At 64.3% G+C, this 15991-nt stretch carries 10 protein-coding genes; 7 read left to right on the top strand and 3 right to left on the bottom strand.

Annotated elements, in window-relative coordinates:
- From QIY50_19010 to dacB, 3 genes are all read left to right on the top strand, one after another.
- On the top strand, window positions 1-3633 hold the full coding sequence (locus QIY50_19010) for a transporter substrate-binding domain-containing protein (GenBank protein ID WGV19439.1): 3633 nt from the start codon (window positions 1-3) through the stop codon (window positions 3631-3633).
- A 41-nt stretch (window positions 3634-3674) separates the two neighbouring features.
- Window positions 3675-4019, top strand: coding sequence for a YggL family protein (locus tag QIY50_19005; protein WGV19438.1), 345 nt, complete (start codon window positions 3675-3677; stop codon window positions 4017-4019).
- Window positions 4020-4203: 184 nt separating this feature from the next.
- Window positions 4204-5661, top strand: a complete 1458-nt coding sequence (gene dacB / locus QIY50_19000; GenBank protein ID WGV19437.1) for a D-alanyl-D-alanine carboxypeptidase/D-alanyl-D-alanine-endopeptidase — start codon at window positions 4204-4206, stop codon at window positions 5659-5661.
- Window positions 5662-5797: 136 nt separating this feature from the next.
- Here dacB and QIY50_18995 read toward each other — a convergent pair whose 3' ends face one another.
- Together QIY50_18995 and rlmKL are read right to left on the bottom strand one after the other, a co-directional pair.
- Window positions 5798-8182, bottom strand: coding sequence for a diguanylate cyclase (locus tag QIY50_18995; protein ID WGV19436.1), 2385 nt, complete (start codon window positions 8180-8182; stop codon window positions 5798-5800).
- Between the two features lie 94 nt (window positions 8183-8276).
- Window positions 8277-10469 carry a bifunctional 23S rRNA (guanine(2069)-N(7))-methyltransferase RlmK/23S rRNA (guanine(2445)-N(2))-methyltransferase RlmL gene (gene rlmKL, locus QIY50_18990; protein WGV19435.1) on the bottom strand — a complete coding sequence of 731 codons (2193 nt, stop codon included), beginning with the start codon at window positions 10467-10469 and terminating at the stop codon, window positions 8277-8279.
- A gap of 560 nt (window positions 10470-11029) precedes the next feature.
- Here rlmKL and QIY50_18985 point away from each other — a divergent pair.
- Window positions 11030-11245 (top strand): ribosome modulation factor, encoded by a 216-nt coding sequence (locus QIY50_18985; protein WGV19434.1) that lies wholly within the window; start codon window positions 11030-11032, stop codon window positions 11243-11245.
- Between the two features lie 212 nt (window positions 11246-11457).
- Here QIY50_18985 and QIY50_18980 read toward each other — a convergent pair whose 3' ends face one another.
- The gene (locus QIY50_18980; GenBank protein ID WGV19433.1) at window positions 11458-12480 is read right to left on the bottom strand and encodes a quinone-dependent dihydroorotate dehydrogenase; all 1023 of its coding nucleotides are present in this window, start codon (window positions 12478-12480) and stop codon (window positions 11458-11460) included.
- 279 nt (window positions 12481-12759) lie between these two features.
- On the opposite strand from QIY50_18980, the gene QIY50_18975 reads away from it, so the two are divergent.
- The 3 genes from QIY50_18975 (at window position 12760) to QIY50_18965 (ending at window position 15990) form a co-directional block, all read left to right on the top strand.
- Window positions 12760-13974 (top strand): CmpA/NrtA family ABC transporter substrate-binding protein, encoded by a 1215-nt coding sequence (locus QIY50_18975; protein WGV19432.1) that lies wholly within the window; start codon window positions 12760-12762, stop codon window positions 13972-13974.
- A gap of 12 nt (window positions 13975-13986) precedes the next feature.
- Window positions 13987-14562 (top strand): ANTAR domain-containing protein, encoded by a 576-nt coding sequence (locus QIY50_18970; GenBank protein WGV19431.1) that lies wholly within the window; start codon window positions 13987-13989, stop codon window positions 14560-14562.
- A gap of 216 nt (window positions 14563-14778) precedes the next feature.
- Window positions 14779-15990: a nitrate/nitrite transporter gene (locus tag QIY50_18965; GenBank protein WGV19430.1), complete on the top strand. Its 1212-nt coding sequence runs from the start codon at window positions 14779-14781 to the stop codon at window positions 15988-15990.
- Window position 15991: the final 1 nt, after the last annotated feature.

Raw genomic sequence — 15991 nt, 5'->3', positions numbered from 1 at the left:
ATGGCGCGCCCTATCATTTGCCTGCTGCTCACCCTGCTCCTGCTCGCCGGGGTGGCGCAGGCTACCCATCATGAGGCCTCGTCCTATGCCTTGCTGGCACGGTCATCGGCCAGGCCTGCACCGCCTGCGCTCACGGACGAACAACGGCAATGGCTGGAAAGCCGCCAGGAACTGGTGCTGGGTACCTCGGCACCGGACTACCCGCCGTTCGACATCACCAGTGGCGGCCGCGACTACCAGGGCCTTACCGCCGAGTACGCGAGCCTGATCGGCAATGCCCTGCAGTTGCCCGTGCGGGTGCTGCGCTTTTCCAGCCGGCAGGCGGCGGTGGAGGCGCTGCGGCACGGCGATATCGACCTGCTCGGCAGCGCCAACGGCTACGAAGCAGCCAACGATGGCCTGGCGTTGTCGCACCCCTATGCCATCGACCAACCGGTGCTGGTAACGCGGGAGGACGAAAGCCGGGCCCTGGACATGGGCCTGGAGGGCATGCGCCTGGGCATGCTCTACCACTACCTGCCCCGACAAGAAGTGAGCAGGGCCTACCCCAAGGCCGAACTGCTGGCCTTCGGCTCCTCCAGCCAAGCCCTGAATGCCGTGGCGTTCGGCCAGGCCGACGTATTCATCGGCGATACCATTTCCACCCACTACCAGCTCAATCGCAGCCATCTGCCGCGCCTGCGCATGGCCAGTTTTGGCAAGCACGAAGCCATCGGCTTCGGATTTGCCCTGCGCCAGCAGGACAAGCCGCTGATGGAATTGGTGAACGCGACCCTGGACAGCCAGACCCCGGCCATACGCGCCAGTATCTTCAAGCGCTGGAGCGCCGGTAGCGACTCGCTGCTGACTGACCGCAGGCTGCAACTGACCGAGGCCGAAGAACAATGGCTGCAGGACCACCCGGTGATGCGCGTGGCAATCGACGACACCGCTGCACCGGTCTCCTATTTCGATGGCTCGGGGCATTTTCGCGGTATCACCGCCGACCTGCTCGAGCTCATTCGCCTGCGCACCGGCCTGCGTTTCGAAGTACAGCGCGCCAGCGGCCTGGCCGACATGATTGCCCGCCTCAAGGATGGTCGCGCCGATGTCATCGCTGCACTGGCCACCACCGGGGTGAGCGAAGACGACCTGCGAATCAGCCGGCCCTACCTGGAAAGCGCCTATGTGCTGGTCAGCCTCAAGGGCAAAAAGCCTTTCACCTCGCTGGAGCAACTGCAGGGGCATCGCATCGCCATCACCCGTTACAGTGCCATGGACGCCATGCTGTCGCGGCACTACCCGCAAATCGGCTGGGTCGAGACCGAAAGCGCGTTCTATTCCATGGCGTTGCTCAACAGCGGGGCCGTCGATGCGGTGATCACCCCCTTGATCGACGCCAACCATGCCCTGGCCGGTAACCCCGAACTGGTCATCCGCGCCACCGTCGGCAGCGAACCCGCCCATTTCGCCATGGCCACCAGTGCCTCGTCCCAGGCGCTGGTGTCCATCCTCGACAAGGCACTACTGAGCATCTCGCCGGAAGAACTGGGGGTCATCAACAACCGCTGGCGCGGTTTCAGCCTGCACGAGGATGGCAACGACCAGGGTTACCGCAGGCTGGCGATACAGCTGGTACTGGGAACCGCGGTACTGTTGCTGCTGGCCTTGCTGTGGAACGCTCGCCTGCGCCTGCAGATTCGCCAACGGCAACGCGCCGAACGGGCACTGAATGACCAGTTGGCATTCATGCGCGCCCTGCTCAACGGCACGCCCCACCCCATGTACGTGCGTGACCGCGAAGGCTGCCTGCAAAGTTGCAACTACAGCTATCTGGAAGCCGTGCAGGCCCGCTCCGACGAGGTTATCGGCAAACGCCTGGAGGAAAGCCTGTTCGCCGATCACGAGCAGACCCGGCAGATCCAGGCCGATTACCTGAAGGTAATGGCCGAGGGGTCGCCGCTGATCATGGATCGGCCGCTACGTATCAAGGGCAGGGAGATGACCATCTACCACTGGATTTTGCCGTATCGCGACTCCCTGGGAGAGGTGCAGGGCATCATCGGCGGCTGGATCGACATCAGTGATCGCCGCCATCTGGTCATGGAGCTGCGCCAGGCCAAGCAGCAGGCGGACGATGCCAACCGCGCCAAAAGCACGTTCCTGGCGACCATCAGCCACGAAATCCGCACCCCGATGAATGCGGTCATCGGCATGCTCGAGCTGGCAGTCAAGCGTGCCGACCAGGGCCGGGTAGACCGCAACGCACTGGAGCTGGCCCACCATTCGGCCAAGGACCTGCTGGGCCTGATTGGCGATATCCTTGACATCGTGCGCATCGAGTCCGGGCACTTGACCCTCGCCCCGGAGGCCGTCGACCTGGCGTCCCTGGTCGAATCGGTGGGGCGCATCTTCGAGGGCCAGGCGCGGCAGAAAGGCCTGGCCCTGGAGGTGATGATCGCGCCGAGCGCACGCTGCCATGCCCTGCTCGACCCCCTGCGTTTCAAGCAGGTCCTGTCCAACCTGGTGAGCAACGCCATCAAGTTCACCGAACATGGCCAGGTGCGCATCTGCGTCAACCTGATGGAGGACGGCATCGGTACCCCCGCCGTGCTGGAGCTGGAAGTGCGCGACAGTGGCATTGGCATCCACGCCGACGACCTGCAACGCCTGTTCAACCCGTTCATCCAGGCCAACCCCCATAGCCAGGGCGCCCGCGCGGGTACCGGGCTGGGCCTGGCAATCTGCCGCAACCTGTGCGAGATGATGGGCGGCAGCCTGACCATCAAGAGCCTGGAGGATGTCGGCACCCAGGTGCGCCTGAAGATGCCGCTACAGCGGGTTGATGCCGCTGCGCAGCCGGTCCCGCTGATCGAGAACCTCGACGTGCCCGACCCACGGCTGAACGTGCTGGTGATCGACGACCACCCGGCCAACCTGCAACTGATGGCACAGCAGCTTGGCTACCTGGGCCTGGAACACACCAGTGCCCGCGACGGTCGCGAAGGCCTGGCTACCTGGCGGGCGGGCGATTTCGATGTATTGGTGCTCGACTGCAACATGCCGCACATGAACGGCTACCAGGTGGCCACTGCCGTACGCACTGAAGAACGTCACGGCAATCGGACGCGCTGTACCATACTCGGCTACACCGCCAACGCGCAGCCGGAAGTACGGCGCAAGTGCCTGAGCGCCGGCATGGACGACTGCCTGCTCAAGCCCATCAGCCTGGGCACTCTCAGCCAGCGTCTGGCCGGCATCCACCCTCGCCGTCAGCAAAAACGGCGGCGCAAGCTTTACCACCTGGACGGCCTTGCCGCAGTGGTCGGGCATGACCCGAACGACCGCCAGCGTTTCCTGCAGGCCTTGCAAAAGAGCCTGCAGGTTGACATGGCAGCCTTGATGGCACTGGATCCGCAGCACGACAACGGCGCCATTGCCGAACAGGCGCACAAAGTGCTCAGCGCCGCGCGGATGCTGGAGGCCCCCGAGCTGATGACGGCCTGCGAAGCCCTGGAGGCCAGCGGCTTGCCCACCGCCCAGTTACGCCTGCGGCGCCAGGCACTGGCGCGGCACATGTGCCGGATAGAACGCGCCTTGACCAAGGAACTGGCCACAGGTACCTGCACACAGGCAGGCAGCCAGGCGTGTTAACTGGTAGACTGCGCGGCGTTATTACCTAAGAGGATTGTTTCATGGCCACAAACCGCTCCCGTCGTCTGCGCAAGAAGCTGTGTGTCGACGAGTTTCAGGAATTGGGCTTCGAGCTGAACCTGGAATTCAAGGAAGATCTGGATGACCAGGCAATCGATGCTTTCCTCGACGCGTTCCTGGCAGAAGCCATGGACGCCAATGGCCTGGACTATGTAGGCGGTGACGATTTCGGCCTGGTGTGCTCGGTCAAACGCGGCTCGGTCAGCGAAGAACAGCGTGCAGCCGTTGAGGCCTGGCTCAAGGGCCGCAGCGAACTGACCAAGATCGAAGTCAGCCCGCTGCTGGACGCCTGGTACCCGGAAAAGCCGATCAACAAGGCCGAGTAATTCCGGCCTGGCTCGATCGCTGAAAAGGCCACCCCTACGGGTGGCCTTTTTTATGGGGTGCTTTTCGGTCGAACGTGGCGCATCGTCGCTACGCTTGGGGCATAATGCGTATTCTTTCATTCTGGGGCCATCATTCCTTACAGCCCCAATGCCCTTTTCCCTCGCCGTAGGGTATTTATCGATCATGATCAAAACGCTTCGTCCCCTCGTTCTTGCCGGCCTGCTGTTGCCACTCGCCCTGCCCAGCCAGGCCGCCGCAGTCAACACCACACTGCCTGCCAAAGTGCAGCAGGCCCTCAAGGCCAACAAGCTGCAGGATTCTGCCCTGTCGCTGGTGATGCTGCCGCTGGACGGCCCCGGCACACCGACCGTGTTCAATGCCGATGTCTCGGTGAACCCGGCTTCGACCATGAAACTGGTCACCACCTACGCCGCCCTCGAACTGCTCGGCCCGACCTTTCAGTGGAAAACCGAGTTCTACACCGACGGCACCCTGAGCAACGGTGTACTCAACGGTAACCTGTACCTCAAAGGTGGCGGCGACCCGAAGCTGAACATGGAAAAGCTGTGGCTGCTGATGCGTGACCTGCGCGCCAATGGCGTGCGCACCATCACCGGCGACCTGGTGCTCGACCGCAGCCATTTCGTGCAGCCCAACCTGCCGCAGTTCAACGACGACGGCGGCGATGAGAACAAGCCGTTCCTGGTCAAGCCCGACTCGCTGCTGGTCAACCTCAAGGCCCTGCGTTTCGTGGCCCGCAACGATGGCGGCAAGGTCACCATCGCGGTCGAACCGCCGATTGCCAGCATCCGCATCGACAACCAGGTCAAGGCGGTAGCCTCCAAGCAGTGTTCGGGTGATGTGCGCTACAACCCGGTGCAGCAGGCCGATGGCATCAGCGTAACGGTCAGCGGCCAGCTGGGTGACGGTTGCAACTCGCAGACCTACCTGTCGCTGCTCGACCACCCCACCTACGCTGCCGGCGCCGTGCGCGCGATCTGGAACGAACTGGGTGGCAGCATCCAGGGTGGCGACCGCTTCGAGAACGTGCCCAAGGGCGCTCGCCTGCTGGCCCGTGCCTTCTCGCCAGACCTGGTGGAAGTGATCCGCGACATCAACAAGTACAGCAACAACACCATGGCCCAGCAGCTGTTCCTGAGCCTTGGCGCGCAGTTCCGCACCGATGCCGATGGTGACGACGCTCGCGCTGCCCAGCGCGTGGTGCGCCAGTGGCTGGCGAAGAAGGGCATTACCGCGCCGCACCTGGTGATGGAAAACGGCTCCGGCCTGTCCCGCGCCGAACGGGTCAGCACCCGGGAAATGGCTGCAATGCTGCAGGCCGCCTGGAAGAGCCCCTATGCAGCCGAGTTCATGAGCTCGATGCCGCTGGTGGGCATGGACGGCACCATGCGCAAGCGCCTGAAGCGCACCGCCATGACTGGTGAAGGGCACATCAAGACCGGTACGCTGAACACCGTGCGGGCAATTGCCGGCTTCAGCCGTGACAGCAACGGCCATACCTGGGCGGTGGCGGCAATCCTCAACGACCCGAAACCATGGGGCGCCTCGCAGGTGCTCGACCAGGTGCTGCTGGACCTGTACCGCCAGCCGAAGCTGGCCGGCAGCACAGCGGCCAACTGACAGGTAGCCAGTACCGGCCTTTTCGCGGGCTTGCCCGCTCCCACAGGTACTGCACCGTTATTGAACCTGGTGCAGTACCTGTGGGAGCGGGCAAGCCCGCGAAAGGGCCGGCACTGACAACTGACAGCTGTCAGGCCTACTCCCCCTCCACCCGATCCCGCCCGGCCTGCTTGGCCGCGTACACCCCTGCATCAGCCCGCAACAGCAAGGCATCGGCCCCTTCCCCCGGTCGCCAACCCGCCACACCAAAACTCGCGGTCACCTTGCCCACGCCTTCCACCGGCACATCGCGCACTCCTTGCCACAGCTCCAGCGCCAGCAGCCGCGCCTGCCTGGCATCGCTGCCCGGGCACAGCACCATGAATTCCTCGCCACCCAACCGGCAGAACACATCGGTACGCCGCAAGCGCTGGCCAATGCGCAGGCACAGGCTGCGTAACACATAATCGCCGGCGGCATGGCCGAAGCGGTCGTTGATGCATTTGAAGTGATCGATATCGAGCATGATCACCGCCAGCGCCAGGCCATCGCGCTGGGCCCGTTCCAGCTCGAACCTGAGCCGCTCCTGGAAAAAGCGGCGGTTATGGATACCGGTCAGCGAGTCGGTCACCGACAACGCACGCAACTCTTCTTCCACGCCCTTGAGGTCGGAGATGTCGGTCAGGTAGCCGTGCCACAAGGTGCAGCCCTGCTCGCCCACTTCCGGTGTCGCCTCGCCACGCACCCAACGCAGCCCGGCACGCGGCAGGCAAACCCGGTATTCCTCGCGCCAGGGCGACAGGTGTTCGGCCGAGTAACGCACCGAACGGCGCACGCGCTCCAGGTCATCCGGGTGGATGCGCTCGAACACCGCCGTGGCGTCCTCGCGCAGCTGTTGCAGGTCGACTTCGTAGATGTCGTACAGGCCTTTGCTGGCGTACGGAAAGCAAGAATGGCCGTTGCCATCCAGGCGGTACTGGTAGATGCCGCCCGGCACCTCGGCACTGAGCTTTTCCAGCAGGCTGTCGCGCGCCGCCAGCGCCTCATGCACCCGACGCCGTTCAGTGACATCAATGCAGATCGCCAGGTAACCCATCCACAATCCCTGTTCATCGAGCATGGCGGTAACCAGCATATTGGCCACCAGTTGGCTGCCATCAGCGCGTAACAAGGTCCACTCTCCCGGCTCGACGCCATGCGCCTGCACCGTTTCGGCGAACATGGCCTGGTCGCCTGCAATCGGCCGGCCGTAACGCAGGCTCAAGGCATGGGCACGCTGGTTCAACTCCTCGGGCAGTACCAGGTCCTCCAGGCGCAGCTGGCCGATCGCCTCGCTGGCCGGGTAACCGAACATGCGCTCGGCACCGGTGTTGAAGGTGCCAATCACACCCTTGAGGTTGGTGGCGATGATCGCCACCTGGGTTGCGGCATCCAGTACGCTACGTAGCTGGTTGTGGGTGCCACGCAGGGACTGCTCGCTGGCCCGCAGCTCGGCGGTGCGCTGCTCGACCAGGGCCAAGGCACGCTGGCGCTGGCTGAGCAGGCTGTAAAGCAAAACGCTGAGCAGCAGGCTCAACAGGCCGCCCAGCAGGCTCACCGCCAGCACCACGGAAGAACGGTTGGCCTGCAAGAAAGCCAGGCTCGGCCGGATACTCAGCTGGAAGTGGTGGTCAGCCAGGTGCAACAGCTGGTTGCTGACCAGCGCCAGGGGAGCTGCCGGGTTCTGCGAATCGAACATCACTTCGGGGCCATGCAGCCCGGTGGGGTCTACGATGCGCACGACCAGGTTGTCGTCTGCCGCCACCGGGCGCCCGTCACTGACCAGCTCACGCATGCTCAGCAAGGCCATTACATAGCCCACTGCCGCGCCGCGGGGGTTGGCATCGGCAAACACCGGCGCCACCATCAGCAGGCCACGCGCATCCGAGCTGGTATCGAACATGGGCAGTGGCTCGGACACCGCCATGCTGCCCGGCCCCAGCGCCCGCGACAATGCAGCCAAGGGAACGTCCTGGCCGGCGAGGTCCAGCCCATAGGGCAGCCCGGGTAATTCACCCGACTGGGTATAGAGGACCGGGAAGTAATGGTCGCGCTGGGGAGATGGGCGCCACTGGCCTTGCTCATCCTGGTCGCGGATCACATAGCCCGGGCCGGCATGCGCACTGGCGTGGCGCTCGAACTCGGCGCGTTGCGCGGCTTCGACACGCGGCGCCCAGGCGTAGGCCAGGGTCCGCTGCAGCAATGGCCGGGCGTAACCGTCGAACTCGCGTGGGGTGATTTCGTTGGAAAAGCTGAAAAACCGCCGCAGCCCGTCCAGCCGCTGCTGCTGCTCGTCAATCCGCTCGACGATACGGCTGAAACGTTCGCTGGCCAGCAGCTCGAAGCGCTGGCGCAGCTGCTGCTTGTAGAAGGTTTGCGCGGCAAGTGCCAGAACGGCCGTCAACAGGCCGCCCACCACCAGGGCGACCAGGGCCACCGCCCAGGCGGACACCGCCTCTGTGCACAGGCCAAGCAACCGCGCACGAACGCCACCGTTTGACATACACCCATCTCGTCACGTCAGCGTCCTGCGGATTATCTTGCCCTGCCTTCAGTTATAGCTATTGGCCATTAGCCGCGCAATGTACCTCGTCGCCTCAACGCAGCTGCAACCGCCAGGCACGATGGATACGGTTGTTGCGGGCGAAGTCCGGGTCCAGCGTCTGGGCGGTGATTTCTTCCACCGCGTAACGCGCCATCAGGTGCTCGTCCAGCTGGAACTTACGGAAGTTGTTGGAGAAATACAGCACGCCACCCGGCGCCAGGCGGGCCATGGCCAGGTCCAGCAGCTGCACGTGGTCACGCTGCACGTCGAATACGCCTTCCATGCGCTTGGAGTTGGAGAAGGTCGGCGGGTCGATGAAGATCAGGTCGTAGCTGTCACGGTTACCCTCCAGCCAGGCCATCACATCGCCCTGCTCCAGGCGGTTGCGATCCGAGAAGCCATTGAGCGCCAGGTTGCGCCGCGCCCAGTCCAGGTAGGTTTTCGACAAGTCGACGCTGGTGGTGCTGCGCGCCCCACCCTTGGCCGCATGCACGGTGGCTGTGGCGGTGTAGCAGAACAGGTTGAGGAAGCGCTTGCCGGCGGCTTCGCGCTGGATGCGCATGCGCATCGGGCGATGGTCGAGGAACAGGCCGGTGTCGAGGTAGTCGGTAAGGTTGACCAGCAACTTGACGCCGCCCTCGTTCACTTCCTGGAAGCGGCCTTCGGTTGCCTGGCGCTCATACTGGCGCGTGCCGCTCTGCCGCTCGCGACGCTTGAGCACCACACGCTGCGGCGAGATGCCCAGGGCCTGCGGGATGGCTGCCAGTGCGTCGAGCAGGCGTGCCTGGGCCTTGTCCGGGTCGACCGAACGTGGCGCGGCGTATTCCTGCACGTGCACCCAGTCCTGGTACAGGTCGACCGCCAGGGCATATTCGGGCATGTCGGCATCGTACAGGCGGTAGCAATCGACCTGTTCGCGGCGGGCCCACTTACCCAGTTGCCTGAGGTTTTTCTGCAGGCGGTTGGCAAACATCTGCGCCCCTTCCGACAGGCGCGCCGGTTCGCTGGCCAGCGGTTCCTGCGGGCGGGTTTCCGTGCCTTCAGGCTGCGTTTCGCGGCGCTCGCCGGTAACGAACTGGTCAGGCTGCACCTTGAACAGCAGCAGCTTGCACGGCAAGGCACCGTTCCAGAATGCATACTGCTTGTGGCTGCGAATGCCCATGCGCTTGCCCAGCTGCGGCGCGCCGGTGAACACCGCTGCCTCCCAACCCATGCAGGCCTGGCGCAGGCGCTCGCCGAGGTTCTGGTAGAGGTACAGCAGGCTGGCTTCATCACCCAGGCGCTCGCCATAGGGCGGGTTGCTGATGACCAGGCCTTTCTGGTTCTGGTCCGGGCGCGGCTCGAAGGTGCTGACTTCACCCTGGTAGATCTTCACCCAGTCGCCCAGGCCGGCACGCTCGACGTTGTTACGGCCTGGCTGGATCAGCCGTGGGTCGGCCTCGTAGCCACGGATCCACAGCGGCGGCTTGGCCAGGCCGGCCTGCGCCCGCGCCTGCGCCTCGTCATGCACCTTGCGCCACAACGCCGGTACATGGCCAAGCCAGGCACTGAAGCCCCAGCGTTCACGCTTGAGGTTGGGCGCGATATCGGCGGCGATCATCGCCGCTTCGACCAGGAAGGTACCTACACCGCACATCGGGTCGGCCAGCGCGCCACCTTCGGCGGCAATGCGCGGCCAGCCGGCGCGGATCAGCACCGCCGCCGCCAGGTTTTCCTTCAGCGGCGCGGCACCTTGCTGCAGGCGGTAGCCACGCTGGTGCAGGCTGTGCCCGGAGAGGTCCAGGGAAAGAATGGCTTCGCCACGGTCCAGGCGCAGGTGCACACGCACATCAGGGTCGATCTTTTCCACCGACGGGCGCAGCCCTTCGCGGTTGCGCAGCTTGTCGACAATCGCATCCTTGACCTTCAGTGCACCAAAGTGGGTGTTGTCGATGCCCGAGCCATGGCCGCTGAACTCCACCGCCAGGGTGCCGTCGGCTGCCAGGTGGTCGGCCCAGTCGACTGCGTGCACGCCGTCGTAGAGGTCGTCGGCGTTTTTCATGGAGAAGCGCTTGAGGACCAGCAGCACCCGGTTGGCCAAGCGTGACCACAGGCACAGGCGGTAGGCGGTTTCCATGTCGGCGGCGCCGCGAATGGCCGAGGTGTGCTCACGCACATCATCCAGGCCGAGGCCCCGGGCCTCTTCGGCAAGCAGGCCTTCCAGGCCTTTGGGGCAAGTGAGGTAAAGTTCGAAACGGTCCGACATGAGTAATCCAGCGCCTTGGCTATTTGACTGACGGGGCAACGCATCGCCCCGCGATGTTTGCCCGCACACCTTTCCAGCAGGTGTGCGGGTGGCCTTTCCCGGCACGCGAGCGTGCACTGAAAGGCCGGGCCGCCTGACCGATCCGTGCCTGGCCCAGTGGCAAAGACAGCTTAGATCATCAGGCAGTACTAAAAATTCTGGCGATACCGGGGCCGTTGTTACCCTTCGTCGCATTTCAAATTATTACTGTCATCCGCGAGCAACGCTGGCGAAATGACGTCAATGATCGGCAAACCCTGATCATAGCGGGCTCAACGCTAAACAAGGTTGAGTCGCATTTATTTACTTATCCCCTCACCCTTGGAAAGGTTACGTGCTTATGACAAATCGATCATTCACACGGTGACTCGCATTCGATAGAACTGGTCTCAGGCCGCTTCGCAACGAGGCGGCACTTTCAGCTCGCCACGCCGGCAGCGAGCGCACACCGGCAGAAAGACTCTGCCCGGCCTCGGAGAGGCCGACGGGACATTACAGTCAACAAGTGAGGGCAACACCCTATGAGAAGACTTAAGCGTGATCCGTTGGAAAGAGCATATTCACGTGGCTACCAATACGGGGTCACCGGCAAATCCCGCGAACTTTGCCCCTTCAATCTTCCTTCTGTTCGCCAAGCCTGGATCAACGGCTGGCGTGAAGGTCGCGGTGATAACTGGGACGGAATGACTGGCACCGCTGGCATCCATAGACTCAACGAAAATCACGCCGTTGGCTGAACGAGGACACTGAATTCGATTCACCATGCACGCCCTATCCGGGCGGCGGGCGAAGGCCCAGGGGCCCCTTGACGGGGCCCTTTTTTATGGGTGCGAATCCCTATCCGCGCTGGCTTCTTCGCGGGCTCGCCCGCTCCCACAGGTGTAGCGTCAGCTTCAGCAGTGCGCTGAACCCTGTGGGAGCGGGCATGCCCGCGAATGGGCCCGTCAGGTTACCTCGGCATCGCAGCGATAGCATCCACCGCTTCGCGAATCAGCGCAGGCCCTTTATAAATGAAGCCCGAATAAATCTGCACCAGGCTCGCCCCGGCAGCGATCTTCTCGGCGGCATGGCGGCCTTCGGTAATGCCGCCAGCGGCAATGATCGGCAGCTTGCCGCCCAGTTCGCCCGCCAGCACCTTGACGATATGGGTGCTCTTCTCCAGCACCGGCGCGCCCGACAGGCCACCCGCCTCGCCACCGTATGGCAACCCTTCGACACCTTCACGCCCCAGCGTGGTGTTGGTGGCGATTACCGCATCCATGCCCGACTCCATCAGCGCGGCAGCCACCAGGGCGGTTTCTTCGTCGCTCATGTCCGGGGCGATCTTGATTGCCAATGGCACGCGCTTGCCATGCATGCCGGCCAGTTGCTCGCGGCGCTCGGCCAGGGCATCGAGCAGTTGCTTGAGCGAATCGCCAAATTGCAGGCTGCGCAGGCCCGGAGTATTTGGCGAACTGACGTTGACCGTGATGTAACTGGCGTCGGCGTACACCTTGTCCAGGCAGATCAGGTAGTCATCGACGGCACGCTCCACCGGGGTATCGAAATTCTTGCCGATGTTGATGCCCAGCACGCCGTTGTAACGCGCAGCCCGCACCCGACCAAGCAGGTGATCAACGCCCAGATTGTTGAAGCCCATGCGGTTGATGATGGCCGTAGCCTGCGGCAGGCGGAACAGCCGCGGCTTGGGGTTGCCCGGCTGCGGGCGCGGGGTGACGGTGCCGATTTCTACGAAGCCGAAGCCCAGCTGGGCGAAACCGTCGATGGCCGCGCCGTTCTTGTCCAGGCCGGCCGCCAGGCCCACCGGGTTGGCGAAGTTCAAGCCCATGACCGTAACCGGCAAAGCCGCCGGCTGCTTGCACAGCATGCCGTTGAGGCCAAGACGGCCACCGGCACCAATCAGGTCCAGGGACAGGTCGTGGGAGGTTTCCGGGGAAAGCTTGAACAGCAGCTGGCGGGCCAGGGTATACATGGGCGGGCAAGGCTCGGGGTGAATGAGGGGGCGATTATAGCCAGCGCGGGGCCGGCATGACAGCAAATCGTGGGCCTGCACTGGCCTCATCGCCGGCAAGCCGGCTCCCACAGGTACAACACAAGGGCTGAAACCTGTGCTGTACCTGTGGGAGCCGGCTTGCCGGCGATGAGGCCAGTGCAGGCGGCACAAGGCAGTTGCTCCACAGTGCTGCTGTCAGGTGGCACATCGGTTGCACCGGAAAAGCCCACTGCCTTATCAGTACGGGCGAGGAACCTTGTGAACACTGTACCCCGAGCAACGCCCCTGGCCTGGGTCAACGGCAGCGATGCCCCGGAAAAGCCCAGCCTGAACATCGGCTACATGGCCCTGACCGACTGCGCCTCGGTGGTAGTCGCCGCCACCCAGGGCTTCGCCCAGCAGCATGGCCTTACCCTCAACCTCAAGCGCCAGGGCTCCTGGGCCGGGCTGCGCGACAAGCTGGTCAGCGGCGAACTGGATGCCGCGCATTGCCTGTATGGCCTGGTCTACGCCGTGCACCTGGGCATCGGCGGTGTACCGGCCAGCGCCATGGCCGTGCTCATGGGGCTGAACCAGAACGCCCAGGCCATAAACCTGTCCCCGGTCTTGCAGCGCAAAGGCGTGACCAACCCTGAAGCACTGGCGCAACTGGTGCACCAGCGTGGCGCACGCCTCACCTTCGCCCAGACCTTCCCCACCGGCACCCACGCCATGTGGCTGTATTACTGGCTGGCCAGCCAGGGCATCCACCCGTTGCGCGACGTCGACAGCGTGGTGGTGCCCCCGGCACAAATGGCCGCGCATATCCAGGCCGGGCGCATCGACGGTTTCTGCGTGGGCGAACCTTGGGCTGCCGACGCTGTGGCCACCGGCCAGGGCTTCACCTTGGCCACCAGCCAATCGATCTGGCCGGACCACCCGGAAAAGGTCCTGGCTTGCGCCCGCGCCTTTGCCGAACAATACCCCAACAGTGCCCGCGCGCTGGTCAAGGCGGTCCTCGCCGCCAGCCGCTTCATCGAGCAAAGCCCGGAAAACCGCCGCAGCACTGCGCAACTGCTCAGCGGTAGCGCCTACCTGAACACCCCGCTGGCGAGTATCGAACCGCGCCTGCTCGGCAGCTATCACGATGGCTTGGGCAACCACTGGCAAGACCCGCACGCCTTGCGCCTGCACGACCACGGACGGGCCAACCTGCCGTACCTGTCCGACGGCATGTGGTTCATGACCCAGTTCCGCCGCTGGGGCCTGCTGCGCGAAGACCCCGACTACCTCGGCGTGGCCCGCCAGGTCCAGCAGCTGGCGTTGTATGGCGAGGCGGCACAAAGCCTCGGCGTGGCCTGCCCCGAGCAGCCGATGCGCAGCAGCCTGTTGATCGACGGCAGCCGTTGGGATGGCAGCGACCCCTACGGATATGCCCGCAGTTTCCGCCTGCATGCGCTGGGCGACCTGCCTGATACCCGTGTCGGCGCGTGAGGGGGACCGTTCATGTTGCGCATACTGCTGATCGACGACACCCAGAGCAAACTCGGCCGCCTCAAGGCGGCCTTGAGCGAGGCCGGCTTCGAGGTCATAGAAGCCCCTGGCCTGACCATCGACCTGCCCGCGTGCGTGGAAACGGTGCGCCCGGACGTGGTGCTGATCGATACCGATTCACCGGACCGCGATGTGATGGAACAGGTGGTGCTGGTCAGCCGTGACCAACCGCGGCCGATCGTGCTGTTCACCGACGAGCACGACCCCGGAGTGATGCGCCAGGCGATCCAGGCGGGGGTCAGTGCCTACATCGTCGAAGGCATCCATGCCGCGCGGCTGCAGCCGATCCTGGATGTGGCCATGGCCCGCTTCGAAAGTGACCAGGCGCTGAAGGCGCAGCTGCTTGCGCGTGACCAGCAACTGGCCGAGCGCAAGCGCATCGAACAGGCCAAGGGTTTGCTGATGAAGATGAAGGACTGCAACGAAGAACAGGCCTACACCCTGATGCGCCGCCAGGCCATGAGCCGGCAGCAGAAGCTGATCCAGGTGGCCGAGCAGATCATTGCCATGCATGAGATGTTGGGCTAGCGGCCTGCTTCACGCAGCCCATCGCGACACAAGGCCGCTCCTGCAAAGGAACTGCATCACAGAGAGTTGGCCCGGCTCTTGCTGAGGTTAGTGCACCGGTAGCCAACGGCGGTTGCCCCACTTAAATCCCGACAAAGACGTCGCTCTCCCCTCCACCCACGTGGAGCGGGTGGCGGCGTCTTTTTCGTTCCGTTGCATTGCCGAGTGAGGTGTTCGATGAGTACCAGCTTCTGGAAATCCGGGCATGTGCCCACGCTGTTCGCCGCGTTCCTGTACTTCGACCTCAGCTTCATGGTCTGGTACCTGCTTGGCCCACTGGCGGTGCAGATTGCCGCCGATCTGCAGCTGAGTGCACAACAACGGGGCCTGATGGTGGCCACACCGATCCTGGCCGGGGCGGTCCTGCGCTTTGCCATGGGCGTGCTGGTGGACCGCCTGTCGCCCAAAACCGCCGGGCTGATCGGCCAGGTAGTGGTCATTGTCGCCCTCGCCGCTGCCTGGCACCTGGGCGTACACAGCTATGAACAAGCGCTGCTGCTAGGCGTTTTCCTCGGCTTTGCCGGCGCTTCGTTCGCCGTGTCACTGCCACTGGCCTCGCAGTGGTACCCACCTCAGCATCAAGGCAAAGCCATGGGCATTGCCGGTGCCGGCAACTCCGGCACAGTGTTCGCCGCCCTGCTGGCCCCGGCGCTGGCTGCGGGCTTTGGCTGGCACAATGTGTTCGGCTTTGCGCTGATCCCGCTGTCGCTGGCCCTTGTGGTGTTCGCCCTGCTGGCACGCAATGCCCCGCAGCGGCCCAAGCCAAAAGCCATGGCCGACTACCTCAAGGCCCTGGGCGACCGTGACAGCTGGTGGTTCATGTTCTTCTACAGCGTCACCTTCGGCGGCTTCATCGGCCTGGCCAGCGCCCTGCCCGGCTATTTCAGCGACCAGTATGGCCTGAGCCCGGTCACCGCCGGCTACTACACCGCTGCCTGCGTATTCGCCGGCAGCCTGATGCGCCCACTCGGCGGCGCCCTGGCCGACCGCTTCGGCGGTATCCGCACGCTGCTGGGCATGTACAGCGTGGCGGCCATCTGCATCGCCGCGGTCGGCTTCAACCTGCCCGGTGCCGCCGCCGCACTGGCCCTGTTCGTCAGCGCCATGCTCGGCCTGGGAGCCGGCAATGGCGCAGTGTTCCAGCTGGTGCCGCAACGCTTCCGCCAGGAGATCGGCGTGATGACCGGGCTGATCGGCATGGCCGGCGGCATCGGCGGCTTCCTGTTGGCCGCCGGGCTTGGCACCATCAAGCAGCACACCGGTGACTACCAGCTGGGGCTGTGGCTGTTCGCCAGCCTGGGCTTGCTGGCCTGGTTCGGCCTGCACGGCGTGAAACAGCGCTGGCGCACCACCTGGGGCTCGGCTGCGGTTACTGCGGCGCGCGTCTGAG

Origin of the sequence: Pseudomonas putida, from assembly GCA_029953615.1 — a bacterium.
GTDB lineage: Bacteria > Pseudomonadota > Gammaproteobacteria > Pseudomonadales > Pseudomonadaceae > Aquipseudomonas.
Note: the sequence above shows the minus strand (reverse complement) of the source record. Positions and strands in the feature narration are given on the sequence as shown.

Bases quoted from the DNA above. Each gene is read 5' to 3' on its own strand.
- QIY50_19010 (WGV19439.1), top strand. From the start codon at position 1: ATGGCGCGCCCTATCATTTGCCTGCTGCTCACCCTGCTCCTGCTCGCC.
- QIY50_19005 (WGV19438.1), top strand. From the start codon at position 3,675: ATGGCCACAAACCGCTCCCGTCGTCTGCGCAAGAAGCTGTGTGTCGAC.
- dacB (WGV19437.1), top strand. From the start codon at position 4,204: ATGATCAAAACGCTTCGTCCCCTCGTTCTTGCCGGCCTGCTGTTGCCA.
- QIY50_18995 (WGV19436.1), bottom strand. From the start codon at position 8,182: ATGTCAAACGGTGGCGTTCGTGCGCGGTTGCTTGGCCTGTGCACAGAG.
- rlmKL (WGV19435.1), bottom strand. From the start codon at position 10,469: ATGTCGGACCGTTTCGAACTTTACCTCACTTGCCCCAAAGGCCTGGAA.
- QIY50_18985 (WGV19434.1), top strand. From the start codon at position 11,030: ATGAGAAGACTTAAGCGTGATCCGTTGGAAAGAGCATATTCACGTGGC.
- QIY50_18980 (WGV19433.1), bottom strand. From the start codon at position 12,480: ATGTATACCCTGGCCCGCCAGCTGCTGTTCAAGCTTTCCCCGGAAACC.
- QIY50_18970 (WGV19431.1), top strand. From the start codon at position 13,987: ATGTTGCGCATACTGCTGATCGACGACACCCAGAGCAAACTCGGCCGC.
- QIY50_18965 (WGV19430.1), top strand. From the start codon at position 14,779: ATGAGTACCAGCTTCTGGAAATCCGGGCATGTGCCCACGCTGTTCGCC.